This window comes from Geomicrobium sp. JCM 19037 (genome assembly GCF_000698105.1).
In the GTDB taxonomy this organism is placed as follows: domain Bacteria; phylum Bacillota; class Bacilli; order Bacillales; family Marinococcaceae; genus Geomicrobium_A.
Genome location: NZ_BAWZ01000037.1, coordinates 1 through 15,769 on the forward strand (window position 1 = coordinate 1; position 15,769 = coordinate 15,769).

Consider the following 15,769-nt stretch of genomic DNA (forward strand, 5'->3'; position numbering starts at 1 on the left):
GAGCATAAGTGCAACATCGGTGTCCGAAGTACAGCCACCGTGTTTTCTATATAGTCCAGACTACAAGTGCAACATCGGTGTCTAAAGTACAGCCCCCGTGTTTTCTTTACAGTACGGAGTCCGAGGGCGCACCTCCACCCTCGACATCGGTTCGTGTTTCTGACTATTGACCAAGGTGTGTGGAAAGATGCCCAAATGCCCCAAATCTTCATTTATGTGACACTTGGGAAAGAAAAAACATCATTTTAAACGTGGATGCGCACATAAACGGAGTCAACTGTCACAAATCGTGATATATGTGACAGTTGAGCGCCTGAAGTGCCCGGTTTAAGGCTGGATTGTCACATAGAAAAGTGGGAGTCGCAACGGTCCTTGCGCCAAGTGGTGACCACCGTGCACTTCTTTTTGCCCGCACCCGGCGTGCCTATTTGATTTCCGCGCGACGATTGCTGAGAGCGGTATAAGGGTTGCCTTTTACTAGGAAACTGCGCGCAAGTGTACAAGAATTGCGCAGGTTTGCGTCCGCGCGGCGATCGCAATTAGGGTTGTCTCTCGATTACACTACCCCCGTCGCGTTGATGATTTTCCGCGCGTAATACTTCAGAAAGCAATCGTGTAAATGCCTTAAGGTAAACAAATTCTAATAAATCTAAATATATTTATTATATAGATCTATCATCCTTGCAGTGCTTTCAGGTGAGTAATATTGCTTATCTGCGATGATAAGGCACTTATAGGGAGGTAACAAGCTCTTGAGTTGGAAATACGCTTTTTTAAACTCTATTACAGTATAATTTCAGTTTTGACAGAAATGTGTCTATTACATAACATATAATATATATTAAACAATTAAAATTTAATAAAGTGGAAGGAGTGACCTTCAGTTGAATTCAACGTCATTCGATACCGTTTTATTTGATAAAGATGGAACGATTATTGATTTTTCATCGATATGGATGCCTTGGCTCCATGAAGTTGTCGAAGAGGTGTGTCGCACGGTGGATATTTTGGATACAACTTCTTGGAAGAAGCAAGCGTTTCATGCTGTAGGCATTGAGAATGGCAAACGTCTAGATCCCGAAAGTCCGCTTGCAATTGGCAGCATGCAGGATACATATACGATTCTTGCGTATTGTTTGTACAACCTCAACCATACACCTTGGAGTGAGGCGCTTTATGCCGTCATGGAAGCGGTTGAACACATTAATGTTCAAAAAAGTTATACGACTCAAATGCAAGCCATCGACGGGGTTGAGAATTTTATTCTTGAATGTAAAGCAGCGGGAAAGAAAATCGGTGTACTTACCGCTGATGATGAAGATCAAGCCATTTTGCACCTTGAGCAGCTTGATTTGTATCATCATTTTGATTTTGTCATGGGCAGTGATCAAGTCGAACGCTCAAAACCGTTTCCGGATATTGCTGTGAAAGCGGCGAAAGCGCATGATTTTGATTTGAGTCGTGCAATTATGATTGGGGACACCGACGCAGATATGGGTGTGGCAAAAAATGCGGATATGGCTCGAGCATTGGGTCTTGTTACATATGCTTATCCGCAAACTCATCATTTGCGTCGAGCTGATGAGATTTATACTACGTATCCAGCTATGAAGGAAGCACTATTTGGAGGAGATGAAAACAATGAAAAATAAAAAACGGTGGTTGATCGCACCCGTTGCAGCGATGACGCTAGCAGCTTGTGGTGGAGACAGTGAGTCAGTAACGGTGTATACACACAATGATGAAGAGGAAATGAACGCATTTGTTGCAGCGGCAGAAGAAGCGACAGGTGTGTCTTCAGACGTGTTGCGCATGTCTAGTGAAGAGGGCTGGAGTCGTGTTGATGCGGAGTATCCACATGTGGGTGCGGATTTGCAATGGGGAACGTTGCACAGCTTCGCTTTAATTGCTGAAGAACAAGATATGCTCGTTTCATATGATTCGCCAGCGTGGGACGATGTGCCAGATGAATTCAAAGACCCTAACGGTCAATGGTACGGATGGTCGTATTGGTTCAACATGGTCGCGGTCAATGAAGATCTCTTAGAATCTGAAGGGCTGGATCGTCCAGAAAGCTGGGCAGATCTATTGGACCCACAATATGCAGGGGAGATTGTCATGCCTGACCCAGGTACGTCAGGAACAGCGTTCCTTTTCGTATCGACCATGTTCCAACTGCTTGGCGAAGAAGAAGGTTGGGAGTATTTCGATCAGCTTCATGACAATGTTGCCCAGTATGTGCAGTCGCATTCAGCGCCAGTGCAAATGGTTGCCCAAGGTGAATATGCAATCGGCATCTCATGGGACCAAGCGGTGTTAGACCGAATTGATGAAGGGTATCCGATTGACTACATCATCCCAGAAGAGGGTGTTGGCTATGATTTGGACGTTGTCTTCATGTTTGAAGGTACAGAAAACCAAGAAGCAGCTGAAAAAATCATTGATTTTATCGGTTCTGACGAAGGCATGGAAGTTGCAGCAGAACATCGCTCAATGGTAACAAAACCTGGCATCGGTGAAGACGACCAAGAATTTGATTTCATTGACTATGATGCCGTTTGGGCAGCAGAAAACCGCGACCGCATTATGGAAGAATGGCAGGAAAGGTATTAAAGAGAGGAGCGGAATAAATGGCTGGTAAACAGCAGACATCGACCGTGAACTCTGTGTCAAAAATGGGAGCGGGCTTTAAAGTGGCAGCATTCATCATTGCTGCCTGCCTGCTTCTTTTTATACTGATTCCTGTACTGGCAGTGTTTCTGCGCAGTTTCGGAATCGGATCAGGACAAGGGTTGACGCTAGAATTCTATACACGTTTCTTTACAACGAGCAATCATATTGAAGCCTTAACGAACAGTGTTTCGGCAGGTCTGATCTCAACATCAGTCATTTTAATGATCAGCATTCCGTTTGCTCTGTATGTCACGAGAACACCGAGAAGTCCAATCTCAAGAGTATATAGAGGAATTGGGCTTCTCCCACTTGTTGCGCCACCGTTCATCTTCGCTCTCTCGCTCATCATTCTTTTTGGTCGTAACGGTGTTGTGTCCAATGTGATGAACGATTGGTTCGGGCTAGAACTAAGCATTTACGGATTTTGGGGCGTCGTCATTGCTCAAGTGCTCGGCTATTTTCCGATTGCTTACATGATGATTGAAAGTTCGCTCCGCTCCGTGAACCCGAGCTTAGAGCATGCGTCGCAAGATTTGGGTGCAACCCAAGGAAGAACGATTTTCTCCATCACACTTCCGATTGCCGGGACGGCGATTTTAAAAGCTGGGTTGCTCGTCTTCGTGATGGCACTCGCTGATTTCTCGAATCCGCTCATCATCGGTGGGGGAACCCCGTTCCTTGCGTCATCCGCATACCTTCAAGTGATCGGTCAACAAAACTTGGAGATGGCCGCGGTACTCGGTGTGTTTCTAATTATTCCGAGCTTGCTCGTGTTTTTATTCCAGACGTATATACTTAAAGATCATGAAACGGCTTCAATCAATAACTCTACAGAGAATAACCCGCTGAATCCAGTCGTCAAAGCGGTTGTTGTGTTTATTAGTACGCTGATGGCTATTTTTATCGTCGTTATGTTTACGATGGTCGTGCTAAGTGCGTTTGTGCAAATCATCGGTGTGAACAACACGTTCACGCTAGACCACTTCTCTGACACAACCGGCTGGGGATACATTTGGAACAGTGTGATTGTCTCGTTCTTCGCGGCGCTCATTGCTGCAGGACTCGGGATTTTGCAAGGGTACTTCACTGTTCGTAAAAATATGGCAGCAAAAAAATTAATGGAATTTATTGCGCTGTTCGGACTTGCCGTTCCAGGAACTGTTATGGGGATTGGTTATGTACTAATTTTCAACGGACCGCCGTTTTTCTTAACAGGTACCGTGTTGCTGCTCGTCATGAACATGGCGTTTAGAAAGATTGGTGTCGGTTTAGAGTCGGGGATTAGTCAGCTGCAACAGCTCGATTCTTCGATGGAAGAAGCGTCGGCTGATCTCGGTTCTGGCCCGGTTGGTACGTTTAGAAAAGTCGTACTGCCGCTCCTCACGCCAGCATTTATGTCCGGGTTTGTGTACACGTTTATGACCGCCATGGTGAGTGTTAGTTCCGTCATCTTCTTAATTGCGCCAGGGACAAACCTTGCGGCCGTCTATATTTTAAACTTGGCCGATCAAGCCGCGATCGGGCGCGCGTCCGCCATGTCTTTCATTTTGATAGTGATTGTTATTTTGTGCATGGGCTTAATTAAATTCATTGAACGTCGAGCGAATACGTCAGCATAAGGAGAGCGAATATGGCAGATCAAACGAACACGTTGCTTCGCATTGAAAATATCGAAAAGTCTTTTGGCGACACGACAGTGCTCAAAGACATTTCAATAGACGTCGCACAAGGCGAACTCATTACGTTTATTGGCCCGAGTGGTAGCGGGAAAACGACATTGCTCCGTATCGTCGGTGGATTTCACGATCAATCGTCAGGGAGATTGTCATAAGTGGGACGTCTATGAATGGAGTGCCCCCAGAAAAACGGGAGACCGGCATGGTGTTTCAAAACTATGCCCTCTTTCCGCACATGACGGTTTACCAAAACGTCGAATACGGGTTAAAGATTGCAAAAGTCACGAAAGAAGAGCGCCGCACGAGAATTGAAGAAGCGCTCCAGCAAGTTCATTTGCACGAGTACGCCGATCGCAAGCCGAGCGAACTGAGCGGTGGGCAACAACAACGTGTGGCAATCGCCCGTTGCCTCGTTCTTAAGCCGAAAGTGCTCCTATTGGACGAGCCGCTTTCCAACTTGGACGCCAACTTACGTGCGTACATGCGAGATGAGATTCGTCGATTAAAAGAAGAACTGAACCTTACCATCATCTTTGTCACCCACGACCAAGATGAAGCGTTAAGCATTTCGGATCGTGTGCTCGTTCTCGACGGAGGTCTCGTGCAACAACTCGATGACCCGAGCACGGTCTATCAACAACCGGCCAACGAATTCGTCGCCAACTTCGTCGGCTATGCGAACATTATTGAAGGTACGGTCGAAGCCGGTGTATTCAAGGCAATAGAAGAAGAAGGGTTTCAATTAAACGTCAATGGGTTGGATGCCAAATCCAAACTCGTCATTCGTCCAGAACACTTTGAAGTGACGGAAGACGGACCGATCCATGGCAGAATTACAAAAACCGTCTATCATGGTAGCTACACGAGATGCTCCGTCCAAATCGGACAACTTGAGCTGCTCGTAGACGCTAGAAAAGAAAACATAAAAAGAGATATGGACATCCGACTGTCCCACCCCACGCATCTGCATTTCATAGATTAGTAGAACATGCCGCCACCGCTAGAAGTGGTCATAGAGAAAGTAGTGCCACAAGTGGTGGGGATTCCTGCTAAATATCGGTATATCAATCATTAAAATCCCACATAGACCTGTCTATGTGGGATTTTATATATCTAAAATGAGGGACGATTTTACGCCCGCAGGGGTTGCACAATTTATACTGATTCTACGATCGTGGCAACACCTTGGCCGCCACCGATGCAGAGGGAGGCGACGCCGGTTTTTGCGCCTCTTCGTTTCATCTCATGAATGAGCGTGACGAGCACGCGAGTCCCGCTCGCACCGATCGGGTGTCCGAGGCTGATTGCGCCACCATTCACGTTAATTTTCTCACGCGGGAGGTCTAAGTCGCGTTGGACGGCAAGGGACTGGGCGGCGAACGCTTCGTTCATCTCGAACAAGTCGATGTCGCCAACAGATAGACCTGCTTTCTCCAGCGCTTTTTTCGTGGACGGTACCGGACCGATGCCCATCATACGCGGGCTCACGCCGGCGCTTGCATTGGCACGAATGCGCACGAGGGCTGGAGGCCAAGCTCGTTAGCTTTTTGTTGACTCATGACGAGCACAGCGGCGGCGGCATCGTTTATACCGGAGGCGTTTCCTGCGGAAACGCTGCCGTCTTTCTTGAAGGCAGGGCGCAGTTTGCCAAGCTTTTCGGCGGTTGTACCGGCGCGGATGTGTTCATCTTGCAAAAAGCGTTTCGGGTCGCCTTTTCTTTGCGGAATTTCAACCGGCACAATTTCGTCTTCAAACGATCCAGCTACTTGAGCTTGCTCGGCTTTTTGGTGACTCCACGCGGCGAACTCGTCTTGTTCTTCACGCGAGAAGCCATACTCATCGTTAATGTTCTCGGCGGTAATGCCATATGGTAGTTTTCCATCGCACACGTTAGCCCGTCTGCCACCATGCTATCGACGAATTTCTGGTCGCCCATGCCGAAACCGCTTCGGGCATTCATCGTAAGGTACGGTGCTTGGCTCATGTTCTCCATTCCGCCCGCAACGACAATCTCTGAATCTCCGGCGAGAATCGACTGCACGGCCAAATGGACTGATTTCAGCCCAGAACCGCACACTTTGTTGATCGTCATGCTCGGCACAGATTCTGGTAATCCAGCACGGATGGCTGCAATTCTTGCTGGGTTTTGACCAATGCCTGCTTGCAAGACGTTGCCCATGATCACCTCATCGACTTGGTCGCCAGACACACCTGCTCTCTTTAACACATCTTCAATGACGGTTTTGCCGAGGTCGGGTGCGGATACATCTTTCAGGCTGCCTTGAAAGCCGCCGATGGCCGTGCGCACGGCGCTTACGATCACTACGTTATCACTCATTTATGAAGAGCTCCCCTCTTTTAGAGATTCATCGAGTGTGAACGACGCTTCGGTGCTCGCTCGAACCGCTTGGATGTCATGTCCGTTCAACACTTCACGTAGGACATACCTCATCGGTGAAATCGAAAACCGCCATATCGGTAATCACGCGATTCACGACACCTTGCCCAGTGAGCGGCAGGTCGCACTGCTTTTTAATTTTGGCTTCGCCGTGTTTGTTCGTATGACTCATAATGATGACCACTTTGCGGGCCCCTTGGACGATGTCCATCGCTCCGCCCATGCCTTTCACCATCTTGCCAGGAATCATCCAGTTCGCCAGATCGCCAGACTCCGACACTTCCATGCCCCCGAGAATCGTCAAGTCAACATGGCCGCCACGAATCATCGCAAACGACTCCGCATTATCAAAAAACGCAGCCCCAGCCTTGGCCGTCACCGTCTCCTTGCCCGCGTTAATCAAATCAGGATCCTCTTCGCCTTCAATCGGGTAGTTGCCAATGCCTAACATCCCATTTTCAGAATGTAAGAAGATGTTTTTGTCAGCAGGAATTTTGTCGGCGATCATCGTTGGCATTCCAATGCCTAAGTTGACGATCATTCCTTCTTCGATTTCTTTTACCGCTCGATTGATAATAATTTCACGTGTATCGCTCATCGTACGTTCCTCCTCTTCTTATGCGTGGGCTTTACGGACGGTCCGCTTTTCAATTCTTTTTTCATAGTTTTGTCCGAGCAATAGATCTTGAACGTAAATGCTCGGAGTGTGGATGTAATCCGGGTCCAAGTCGCCCACGTCAACAAGTTCTTCCACTTCGGCAATCGTAAACGTGCCGGCTGCTGCAGCGAGCGGGTTGAAGTTTCGAGACGTTTTCCGGTAAATCAAGTTCCCGTATGGGTCACCTTTCCAAGCTTTAACGAGGGCGGCATCTCCGCGAATGCCGGTTTCAAGAATGTACATTTTCCCGTCAATTTCTTTGTGTTCTTTCCCTTCTGCAATCGGTGTGCCGACGCCTGCAGGGGTGTAGAAACCGCCAATGCCTGCACCGCCTGCACGAATGCGTTCAGCGAGTGTTCCTTGAGGAACGAGCTCCACTTCGAGCTCGCCACTTAGAAATTGCTGTTCGAACACTTTATTCTCCCCAACGTAAGACGCCATCATTTTATCAATTTGCTTGTTTTGGAGAAGAAGACCGAGTCCCCAATCGTCCACCCCGCAATTGTTGCTTACGATGGTGAGGTTTTTCGTACCTTGATTCGCGAGCTCTACAATTGCGTTTTCAGGAATTCCACAAAGACCGAACCCGCCAACGATTACGGTGTCACCGTCTTTGATTTTTTTAATGCTTTCCGAAAAAGAAGAAGATACTTTCGACATCTCAACTCTCCCTTTCTATGAAAAAAGTGTGTTACCCCCACTTTACTATAAGCGCTTACATAAGTAAAATAAATAAATAACATTTTAGTATTCCAAAAAGGAATGAGTGGAAGCCAATGAGAATGAAACAACTTCGATACTTTATAGAAGTGTACCAACAAATGAGTTTTTCCCGAGCGAGTGAGAGCTAGGCATCTCCCAACCCGCGCTCAGCAAAATCATCGCTCAACTCGAAGACGAGTTGCACGTGCAATTGTTTGATCGCTCCTCCCGACAACTTCGTGTTACTCATGAGGGAGAAACGATGTATACGTATGCCCAAAAAGTGATGCGCGAAGCTGAAGACATGAAACGAGCCGCCGACGATATTCGTCTGCACCGAAAAGGGCGCTTCACCTTTGGTCTGCCGCCTGTCATCGGCTCGAGCTTCTTTCCGCACATCATCTCCACCTTTAAAGGCGCCTATCCTGACGCCGACTTGCGCATCGTTGAAGAAGGCGCAAAAGATATGGAACGTTCCTTACTCGAAGGCAGCATCGACGTTGGCGTCGGCATTTTGCCCATTAATGAAGCGGCCTTCGACGTCGTGCCTCTCGTCGAGCGAAAACTGCTGCTCGTCGTCTCGGAAAGCCACCCACTCGCCGAACGTGAGCACGTTCCGCTCACAGCGCTTCGCGACGAAAATTTCTTGCTATTCATGCGTGGGTTCTCTTTGTACGACCGCGTGCGTGAAGCATGCATTGATGCCGGTTTTGAACCGAAGATTGTTAACGAAAGCACCCAATGGGACTTCTTGCTTAAACTCGCGCGGGAAAACATGGGCATCACTTTTCTGCCGGAAACCGTTCTTGCAGATGCCGCGACGAGCGGAATCAAAACGATTGACGTTCACCACCCGTCGATCCATTGGAACCTCGCTCTTATTCGCCGAAAAAACAGCTACCAATCCCCTGCTGCTGAGGAATGGATTCGCTGGGTGCGCGCGTACTTTGGGGATTGATGGTAAAGTGTCGCAAGTAAAAGAGTATTGGATAACACGGCTACGACGAGTCAATAGTTGATAAGCGCGTTTAACTAGCGAGGATGGGAATCTTTATATTTTCATCGGTGAAATTATGGGAAGAGGTTACGGTATGTATCTGACTCGATAACATCATCAGCCATATTTAAATTTCTCCTTCGATCCTTTCGGATGACGATAATGTATAGCCATTCAAAAACTTTTTTGAAATCCGTGTTGTAATGATCGCTCCATCTTCTCTTTACGTATTAGAGGATCGCAAAGGCGGTTCCATACAACTAGAATGTGGAAGGAGTGATTTTGTTGGACCCTCTATACGAGCCGTATCCATTGTCTCGAAAGTCTGTGTATGCTGAAAAAGGAATGGTAGCAACTTCCCAACCATTGGCTTCGCAAGCTGGTTTGGATATTTTGAAAAAAGGTGGTAATGCCATTGATGCAGCCATCGCGACTGCTGCATGTTTGACTGTCGTAGAACCGACAGGAAATGGGGTTGGTGGTGATGCTTTTGCGCTAGTATGGACGAAAGATAAACTACATGGTTTAAATGCTAGCGGTCCTGCACCCAGGTCACTATCCATTGATGCGCTACAAAGCGCTGGATATGAAGAAATTCCTGAACGAGGGTGGATTCCAGTGACTGTGCCTGGGGCGCCGGCAGGATGGGCGGAACTGAGTAAGCAGTTCGGCAAGCTTCCGTTAACAGAAGTGCTCAAGCCAGCTATTGACTATGCGGAAAAAGGTTTCCCGGTTTCCCCAGTCGTTGCACGTTTATGGGGTGAGGCTTATGACACTTTTTCTGAATTGGAAGGGACGGAATTCAGAAGCTGGTTCGACGCATTTGCTCCTTGTGGACGAGCACCTCGAGCAGGAGAAACATTTCGTTTGCCGGAACAGGCGAGAACGCTACGCGAGATTGCGAGTACGAACGCAGAATCATTTTATCGCGGAGAACTTGCAGAAGAAATTGAGCGTTTTGCCCAGCGATACGATGCCTATTTGACCGCTGATGATTTGGCTTCTTATCGTCCGGAGTGGGTTGAGCCGATCTCTGTGGACTATCGGGGTCATAAGGTGTGGCAAATCCCGCCTAACGGTCATGGAATTGTCGGACTGCAAGCACTCCGCATGCTGGATGGGTTTGAATTTGCTGAGCGAGACACAGTGGATACACACCATAAGCAAATGGAAGCGATTAAGTTAAGCTTTGCTGATGCCATGAAATATGTGACGGATCAGAGGTATATGGACGTATCGGTTGAGCAATTATTGTCTGATGAGTATTTGGAAAGCCGCCGCGGTCTAATTGGGGAAACGGCGCTTGAGCGAGAAGCGGGCAACCCTAAGATGGGCGGAACGGTGTATCTTGCAACTGCGGACAATGAGGGCAATATGGTTTCTTTTATTCAAAGTAATTATATGGGATTTGGATCAGGTCTTGTCGTACCGGGAACAGGGATTAGCCTTCACAACCGTGGGTATGATTTCTCAATGGATAAAAGCCATGACAATGCTTTGCAGCCCGGCAAGAAAACGTATCATACAATCATCCCAGGATTTTTGACGAAGGATGGCACAGCTGTAGGTCCCTTCGGTGTTATGGGGGGGATGATGCAGCCACAAGGCCACGTGCAAATGATCATGAACACGGTTGATTTCAACTTAAATCCACAAGCAGCGTTGGATGCGCCGAGGTGGAGATGGAGAGACGGGAACACAATCTCTGTGGAAAAGACGTTTCCCACACATCTTGTTCACGCATTGCAAAAGCGAGGACATAATATTGAGATTTCTGCGAACTCCATCGGTGATTTTGGACGAGGGCAAATCATTTGGAGAGATTCTAAGACTGGAACGTTAATTGGGGGTTCAGAATCGCGAACCGACGGAAGCGTCTCGGCGTATTAACTATAGATACAGCAGTGACCGTACCTTTGTAAAAAAAGGGTACGGTCACTTTTTTTGAGAGGAATACGGATAGAAGTGTTATTGAGGGATGTATCCTTTGAGTCTTTCTTTAATAGGGTAAGATAATCCCGTAATTTCACGCACCGTAATATATTACCTAATTCCTCCGCTAACATCCACCGTTTTCTAGTATGATTCGACACACGCTCGTCTGCCCGTCCTGCTATAATGAGCGTAAACAGGCAAAGGCTGATGGTGTGAAGGTAGCGACGATTGGTGGTGGTTCAAGCTATACGCCGGAATTGGTCGAGGGGTTAATTGATCGGTATGAGGAATTCCCCGTTGAGGAGCTGTGGCTTGTCGATATTGATGAGGGGGAAGAGAAGTTGAACATTGTCGGCAATCTTGCGAAGCGGATGATTGAGCGGGCGGGAGTGCCAATCCGAGTGTTTTTGACGTTGAACCGGGAGGAGGCGCTACGTGGGGCGGATTTTGTGACCACACAATTTCGGGTTGGTTTGCTCGAGGCAAGAGCGAAGGATGAGCGTATTCCGTTGAAGTACGAGGTGCTCGGCCAGGAGACGAACGGTCCAGGCGGGTTGTTTAAAGCGTTGCGCACAATCCCCGTCATTTTACAAATATGCGAACAGATGGAAACACTCTGTCCAGATGCGTGGCTCATTAACTTTACGAATCCAGCGGGCATGGTGACTGAGGCGGTGCTCAGATATTCGAATATTGAAAAAGTGGTTGGGCTATGCAACGTGCCAATTGGGATGGAGATGAATGTGGCGAAGCGGTTTGATGTGGACCATGAGCGTGTTCGAATTCAGTTTGCCGGCTTAAACCACCTCGTCTATGGACTGGATGTGTTTGTGGATGGGGTAAGTATTAAAGAAGAAGCGATCCGCCGTTTGGGCGAGAGCAGTACAGTGAAGAACATTAAAGGTCAAGACTGGGAACCGGATTTCATCCGAGCGCTCGGCGTGCTGCCGTGTTCGTATCATTTGTACTATTACAAATCAAAAGAGATGGTAAAGAAGGCGATGGAGAGTGAGACGCGGGCGGAAGTGGTGCAGCGTTTGGAGGAGGAGCTGTTCCAACGCTACAAAGACCCAGATTTATCTGTGAAGCCACCGGAATTGGAGGAGCGGGGCGGTGCGTATTATTCAGATGCAGCGATTCGTTTGATGACATCGATCTACAATGATAAAAGAGACATCCAAGCGGTGAACACGATGAACCGGGGCGCAATACACGGCATTCCGTATGAATCAGCAGTAGAAGTGAGTTGCATCATTACGAAAGACGGCCCGGTTCCGCTCACGATTGGGGAGTTGCCAGTTGCTGTTAATGGGCTCGTCCAGCAGATCAAATCGTTTGAACGATTAACAGTCGAGGCCGCGGTGAACGGGGATTATGAGAAAGCTGTACTCGCTTTGGCGATCAACCCGCTCACGCCATCTGATACGGTTGCCAAGCAAATTGTTGATGAGATGCTTGAGGCGCATAGGCATATTTACCTCAATTCTATTCTTCTAGTCCAAAATATACAGACTAATTTCCAACGAATGGATTATTTTATTCAAATAATGATTTATGCTAAGATATAATTGGTTGGTAGCCATTTTTGCTTCTCCCATACATGAGTATGGGAGAATTTTATTATATATAGAAACTATAAACTGGAGCCGTAAATGCTAGACCTTGTCGATTGGATGGTTTTCCTGTAACGTGAAAAGTGTAACTATTTAGACAACATAGCGGAGGGGTTTCGATGACGGAGATGGTATTGACGGATTTTTTGGATCGAGCGGTACAAATTTACGGTGACAAGCGAGCAATTATTGATCAAAATGATAACGTTTACACATATAAAGACGTGAACGACCGCGTCAATCAATTATCTCACGGTCTGCACTCGTTTGGTGTACAAAAGGGAGATCGGGTCGCGTACCTTGCACCAAATACGCTGGAAATGTATGAAGGTTTTTATGGTATTTTTCAGTTAGGTGCGGTCATGGTTTCTTTAAATACGAGATTGAAATCTGATGATTATTTATACATTCTCAATCATAGCGAGAGCCGGGTGTTGTTTGTTGACCACGAGTTATACTCGCTCGTCGAACCGATTATTCCGAAATTGGAACATGTGCAAACGATTGTCGTTCATGGTGCTGAGCGTTCGTCTGGGGCATATTACAGTTACGACGACTGGTTGGCAACACAACCGAAAGAGCCATTCCAACGGGCAGAAGTGAGCGAAAATGACATGTGTTCGCTTCTGTATACGAGCGGAACAACAGGCAAACCAAAAGGTCATGCTCACTCACCGGAACAACTACTTGCACGCACTTTCGTCTATGCACCATCTACGTGTGAACGACGAAGATACGTTGATTCATATTTTGCCAATGTTCCATGTGAATGGTTGGGGCTCGCCATTTTACTATACAGCGAACGGGGCAACGCAAGTGATGCAAAAGAAAATTGACCCTGCACAAATTCTCGAAAGAATGGAGAAGTATAATGTCTCCGTCATGCACATGGCACCGACCGTGCTCGGAAGTTTGATGGATACGTACCTTGAAAAAGAGCTGAACATGAACCAAGACGTGCGCGTCGTCATTGCCGGGGCAGCGCCTCCACAAGCATTCGTCAAAACACTAGAAGAAGATGTGGGCTGGCATTTCTATCAAGTGTACGGCATGACCGAGTCAACACCGCTCACACTCGCCTCATACATGTCATCTGAAGACGGGGACCAAATCGGAGATGCCTACTATGCTGCGAAAGCCAAGCAAGGCTACGAGATGATTGGCACGAAAGTACGCGTGTTCGACGAGCACGGAGAAGACGTTCCGGCAGACGGAGAAACTGTTGGCGAGCTTGTCGTTCGGGGTCACGGCGTGATGAAGGGATATTGGAAGAACGATGAGGAGACGAAGACCACGATTCGCGATGGCTGGCTACACACCGGCGATATGGCGACGATTGACGAAAGAAATCGTGTTCAAATCGTTGACCGGAAGAAAGATATTATTATTAGCGGCGGAGAGAACATCTCGTCTCTCGAAGTGGAGGATGTTTTCTATCGTCATCCAGCAGTAAAAGAAGCAGCAATCGTGGCGAAGCCCGATGAGAAGTGGGGAGAGACGCCACATGCGATTCTTGTGTTGCGCGAAGGACATGAGGCAACGGAGGAGGAGATGATCGGCTTTGTGAGAGAGCACCTCGCGCATTTCAAATGCCCACGTCACGTCACTTTTTTAGATGAATTGCCGAAAACGGCAAGTGGAAAGATTCAAAAAGTCTATTTGCGTGAAATGGTTTAATACCTCTCATTTCGTGTAATAAAGAATAGACAAGGAGTGATAAGCATGGCAAACCACGTGCAACTTGGTAAGTCTAACGTAAAGGCGCATCCGGTTGGGCTCGGCACGAATGCTGTTGGCGGGCATAACATTTATCCTGATATGCTTGATGAAGAAGAAGGACGCAATGTCGTGCGAACGGCCATTGACAATGGCATTACGATGCTCGACACAGCATACATTTACGGGCCGGAACGGTCAGAAGAACTCGTTGGAGAGGTCGTGAAGGAGTATGACCGCGAGAAAGTGATCATTGCGTCGAAGGCGGCACACCGTTTTCAAGGAGAGAACATGGTGTTCGATAACTCCCCTGCCTTCTTAAAAAAAGCAGTGGATGACAGTTTAAAGCGGATGCAGACAGATTATATTGATTTGTTTTACATTCATTTTCCGGATGAGGACACGCCGAAGGCTGAAGCGGTCGGGGCGTTGAAGGAGCTCAAGGACGCGGGCAAGATCCGTTCAATTGGGGTGTCGAACTTCTCACCCGCCCAGTTAAAAGAGGCGAACGCAGACGGCTACGTTGATGTGTTGCAAGCGGAATATAATTTGTTAAACCGCGGTGCTGAGACGGAGTTTTTCCCATATACGGAAAAAGAGAACATCACGTTCATCCCGTACTTTCCGCTCGAGTCGGGGCTACTCGCCGGTAAATACGACGAATCCACGACGTTCAACGACTTGCGAGCGAAGAAGCCATCGTTCCAAGGCGAAGCATTTAAAGCGAACTTGGCCAAGGTTGAGCGTGTGCGAGAAATCGCTGATGCAAAGGGCGAAGAGGTCGCGCACATCGTATTAGCGTGGTACTTGACCCGGCCCTCTGTCGACGTGATCATTCCCGGAGCAAAGCGGGCAGATCAAGTGAAAAGCAGCATTCGTGCCGCAGAGATCAGCCTCACCCAAGAAGAAATCACAGCCATTGATAAAATCTTCTCATAAAAAAAACGTCGCCGAAAGGCGGCGTTTTTTGTTTAGGGTGGGGGAATCCCGTAGAGAGTGGGGCGGGTGATGGCGGAATGCGGGAAAGCTGGCGACCTTCGACACCGCTGGTGCCGAAGCGAGACGCAATGAGCGAGGTGACCGGCCGGTGATCGAGAAATCTGCGCTCAAGTTAGAGCCAACTGCGCGCAAATTTGGTGGATATGCAGGAAAAGGGAGTAGAAATCGTCAACTGGATCGCAGAATTGAAGAACTAGAGCGCAGATCGCACGCCAGGCAGAAGGGACGACGACCCGGCGACCGTCGGCACCTTTCCGATACGTCCTACAGTTCCCTTTTTAATACAATTATGTATTTTTAACTCAATTTTGAATTGAATCAAGGTGACATCTTCTGTTTTAAAGCGCTTACATTATGGTATGGATCTTGCATAACGTAAGGCAAGTTCAAAGTGCAAGAGGA

10 protein-coding genes and 5 pseudogenes are annotated in these 15,769 nt (G+C 47.9%); 11 read left to right on the top strand and 4 right to left on the bottom strand.

The features are described from left to right. Window positions 1–884 precede the first annotated feature (884 nt). The 5 genes and pseudogenes from JCM19037_RS17480 to JCM19037_RS30295 all read left to right on the top strand — a co-directional run bounded on the left by JCM19037_RS17480 (window position 885) and on the right by JCM19037_RS30295 (window position 5,331). Complete coding sequence (locus JCM19037_RS17480) at window positions 885–1,652, top strand: HAD family hydrolase (protein WP_052364009.1); 768 nt, start codon at window positions 885–887, stop codon at window positions 1,650–1,652. Next, window positions 1,642–2,613: an ABC transporter substrate-binding protein gene (locus JCM19037_RS17485; RefSeq protein WP_238544791.1), complete on the top strand. Its 972-nt coding sequence runs from the start codon at window positions 1,642–1,644 to the stop codon at window positions 2,611–2,613. The genes JCM19037_RS17480 and JCM19037_RS17485 overlap by 11 nt, the downstream gene beginning before the upstream one ends. A 17-nt stretch (window positions 2,614–2,630) precedes the next feature. Further along, window positions 2,631–4,292 (top strand): iron ABC transporter permease, encoded by a 1,662-nt coding sequence (locus JCM19037_RS17490; RefSeq protein WP_042403360.1) that lies wholly within the window; start codon window positions 2,631–2,633, stop codon window positions 4,290–4,292. 11 nt (window positions 4,293–4,303) lie between these two features. Then, window positions 4,304–4,740 (top strand): annotated as a pseudogene (locus JCM19037_RS30290) (ABC transporter ATP-binding protein); the annotation flags it as partial. A 90-nt stretch (window positions 4,741–4,830) separates the two neighbouring features. Then, window positions 4,831–5,331 (top strand): TOBE domain-containing protein, encoded by a 501-nt coding sequence (locus JCM19037_RS30295; RefSeq protein ID WP_238544793.1) that lies wholly within the window; start codon window positions 4,831–4,833, stop codon window positions 5,329–5,331. A gap of 173 nt (window positions 5,332–5,504) precedes the next feature. On the opposite strand, the gene JCM19037_RS30300 is transcribed toward JCM19037_RS30295, so the two are convergent. The 4 genes and pseudogenes from JCM19037_RS30300 to JCM19037_RS17510 all read right to left on the bottom strand — a co-directional run bounded on the left by JCM19037_RS30300 (window position 5,505) and on the right by JCM19037_RS17510 (window position 8,065). Beyond that, on the bottom strand, window positions 5,505–5,825 hold the full coding sequence (locus JCM19037_RS30300; protein WP_373901171.1) for a hypothetical protein: 321 nt from the start codon (window positions 5,823–5,825) through the stop codon (window positions 5,505–5,507). Window positions 5,826–5,833: 8 nt separating this feature from the next. Continuing rightward, window positions 5,834–6,687, bottom strand: a pseudogene (locus tag JCM19037_RS17500) (acetyl-CoA C-acyltransferase). Next, a pseudogene (locus tag JCM19037_RS17505) lies at window positions 6,688–7,345 on the bottom strand (3-oxoacid CoA-transferase subunit B). An 18-nt stretch (window positions 7,346–7,363) separates the two neighbouring features. Further along, the gene (locus tag JCM19037_RS17510) at window positions 7,364–8,065 is read right to left on the bottom strand and encodes a CoA transferase subunit A (protein ID WP_042403362.1); all 702 of its coding nucleotides are present in this window, start codon (window positions 8,063–8,065) and stop codon (window positions 7,364–7,366) included. Between the two features lie 304 nt (window positions 8,066–8,369). Here JCM19037_RS17510 and JCM19037_RS17515 point away from each other — a divergent pair, with 304 nt between their 5' ends. The 6 genes and pseudogenes from JCM19037_RS17515 to JCM19037_RS17540 all read left to right on the top strand — a co-directional run bounded on the left by JCM19037_RS17515 (window position 8,370) and on the right by JCM19037_RS17540 (window position 15,668). Next, window positions 8,370–9,065 (top strand): LysR substrate-binding domain-containing protein, encoded by a 696-nt coding sequence (locus JCM19037_RS17515; RefSeq protein ID WP_052364012.1) that lies wholly within the window; start codon window positions 8,370–8,372, stop codon window positions 9,063–9,065. A gap of 315 nt (window positions 9,066–9,380) precedes the next feature. Next, entirely contained in the window at window positions 9,381–10,994 is a 1,614-nt protein-coding gene (ggt, locus tag JCM19037_RS17520; RefSeq protein WP_042403400.1) for a gamma-glutamyltransferase, read from the top strand. A gap of 191 nt (window positions 10,995–11,185) precedes the next feature. Further along, window positions 11,186–12,555, top strand: a pseudogene (locus JCM19037_RS17525) (6-phospho-beta-glucosidase). A 216-nt stretch (window positions 12,556–12,771) separates the two neighbouring features. Further along, window positions 12,772–14,329 (top strand): annotated as a pseudogene (locus JCM19037_RS17530) (long-chain-fatty-acid--CoA ligase). 45 nt (window positions 14,330–14,374) lie between these two features. Then, a complete protein-coding gene (locus JCM19037_RS17535; protein ID WP_042403364.1) occupies window positions 14,375–15,307 on the top strand; it encodes an aldo/keto reductase in 933 nt (310 codons plus the stop codon). A 148-nt stretch (window positions 15,308–15,455) separates the two neighbouring features. Next, window positions 15,456–15,668: a hypothetical protein gene (locus JCM19037_RS17540; protein ID WP_042403365.1), complete on the top strand. Its 213-nt coding sequence runs from the start codon at window positions 15,456–15,458 to the stop codon at window positions 15,666–15,668. The last annotated feature ends 101 nt before the right edge of the window (window positions 15,669–15,769 follow it).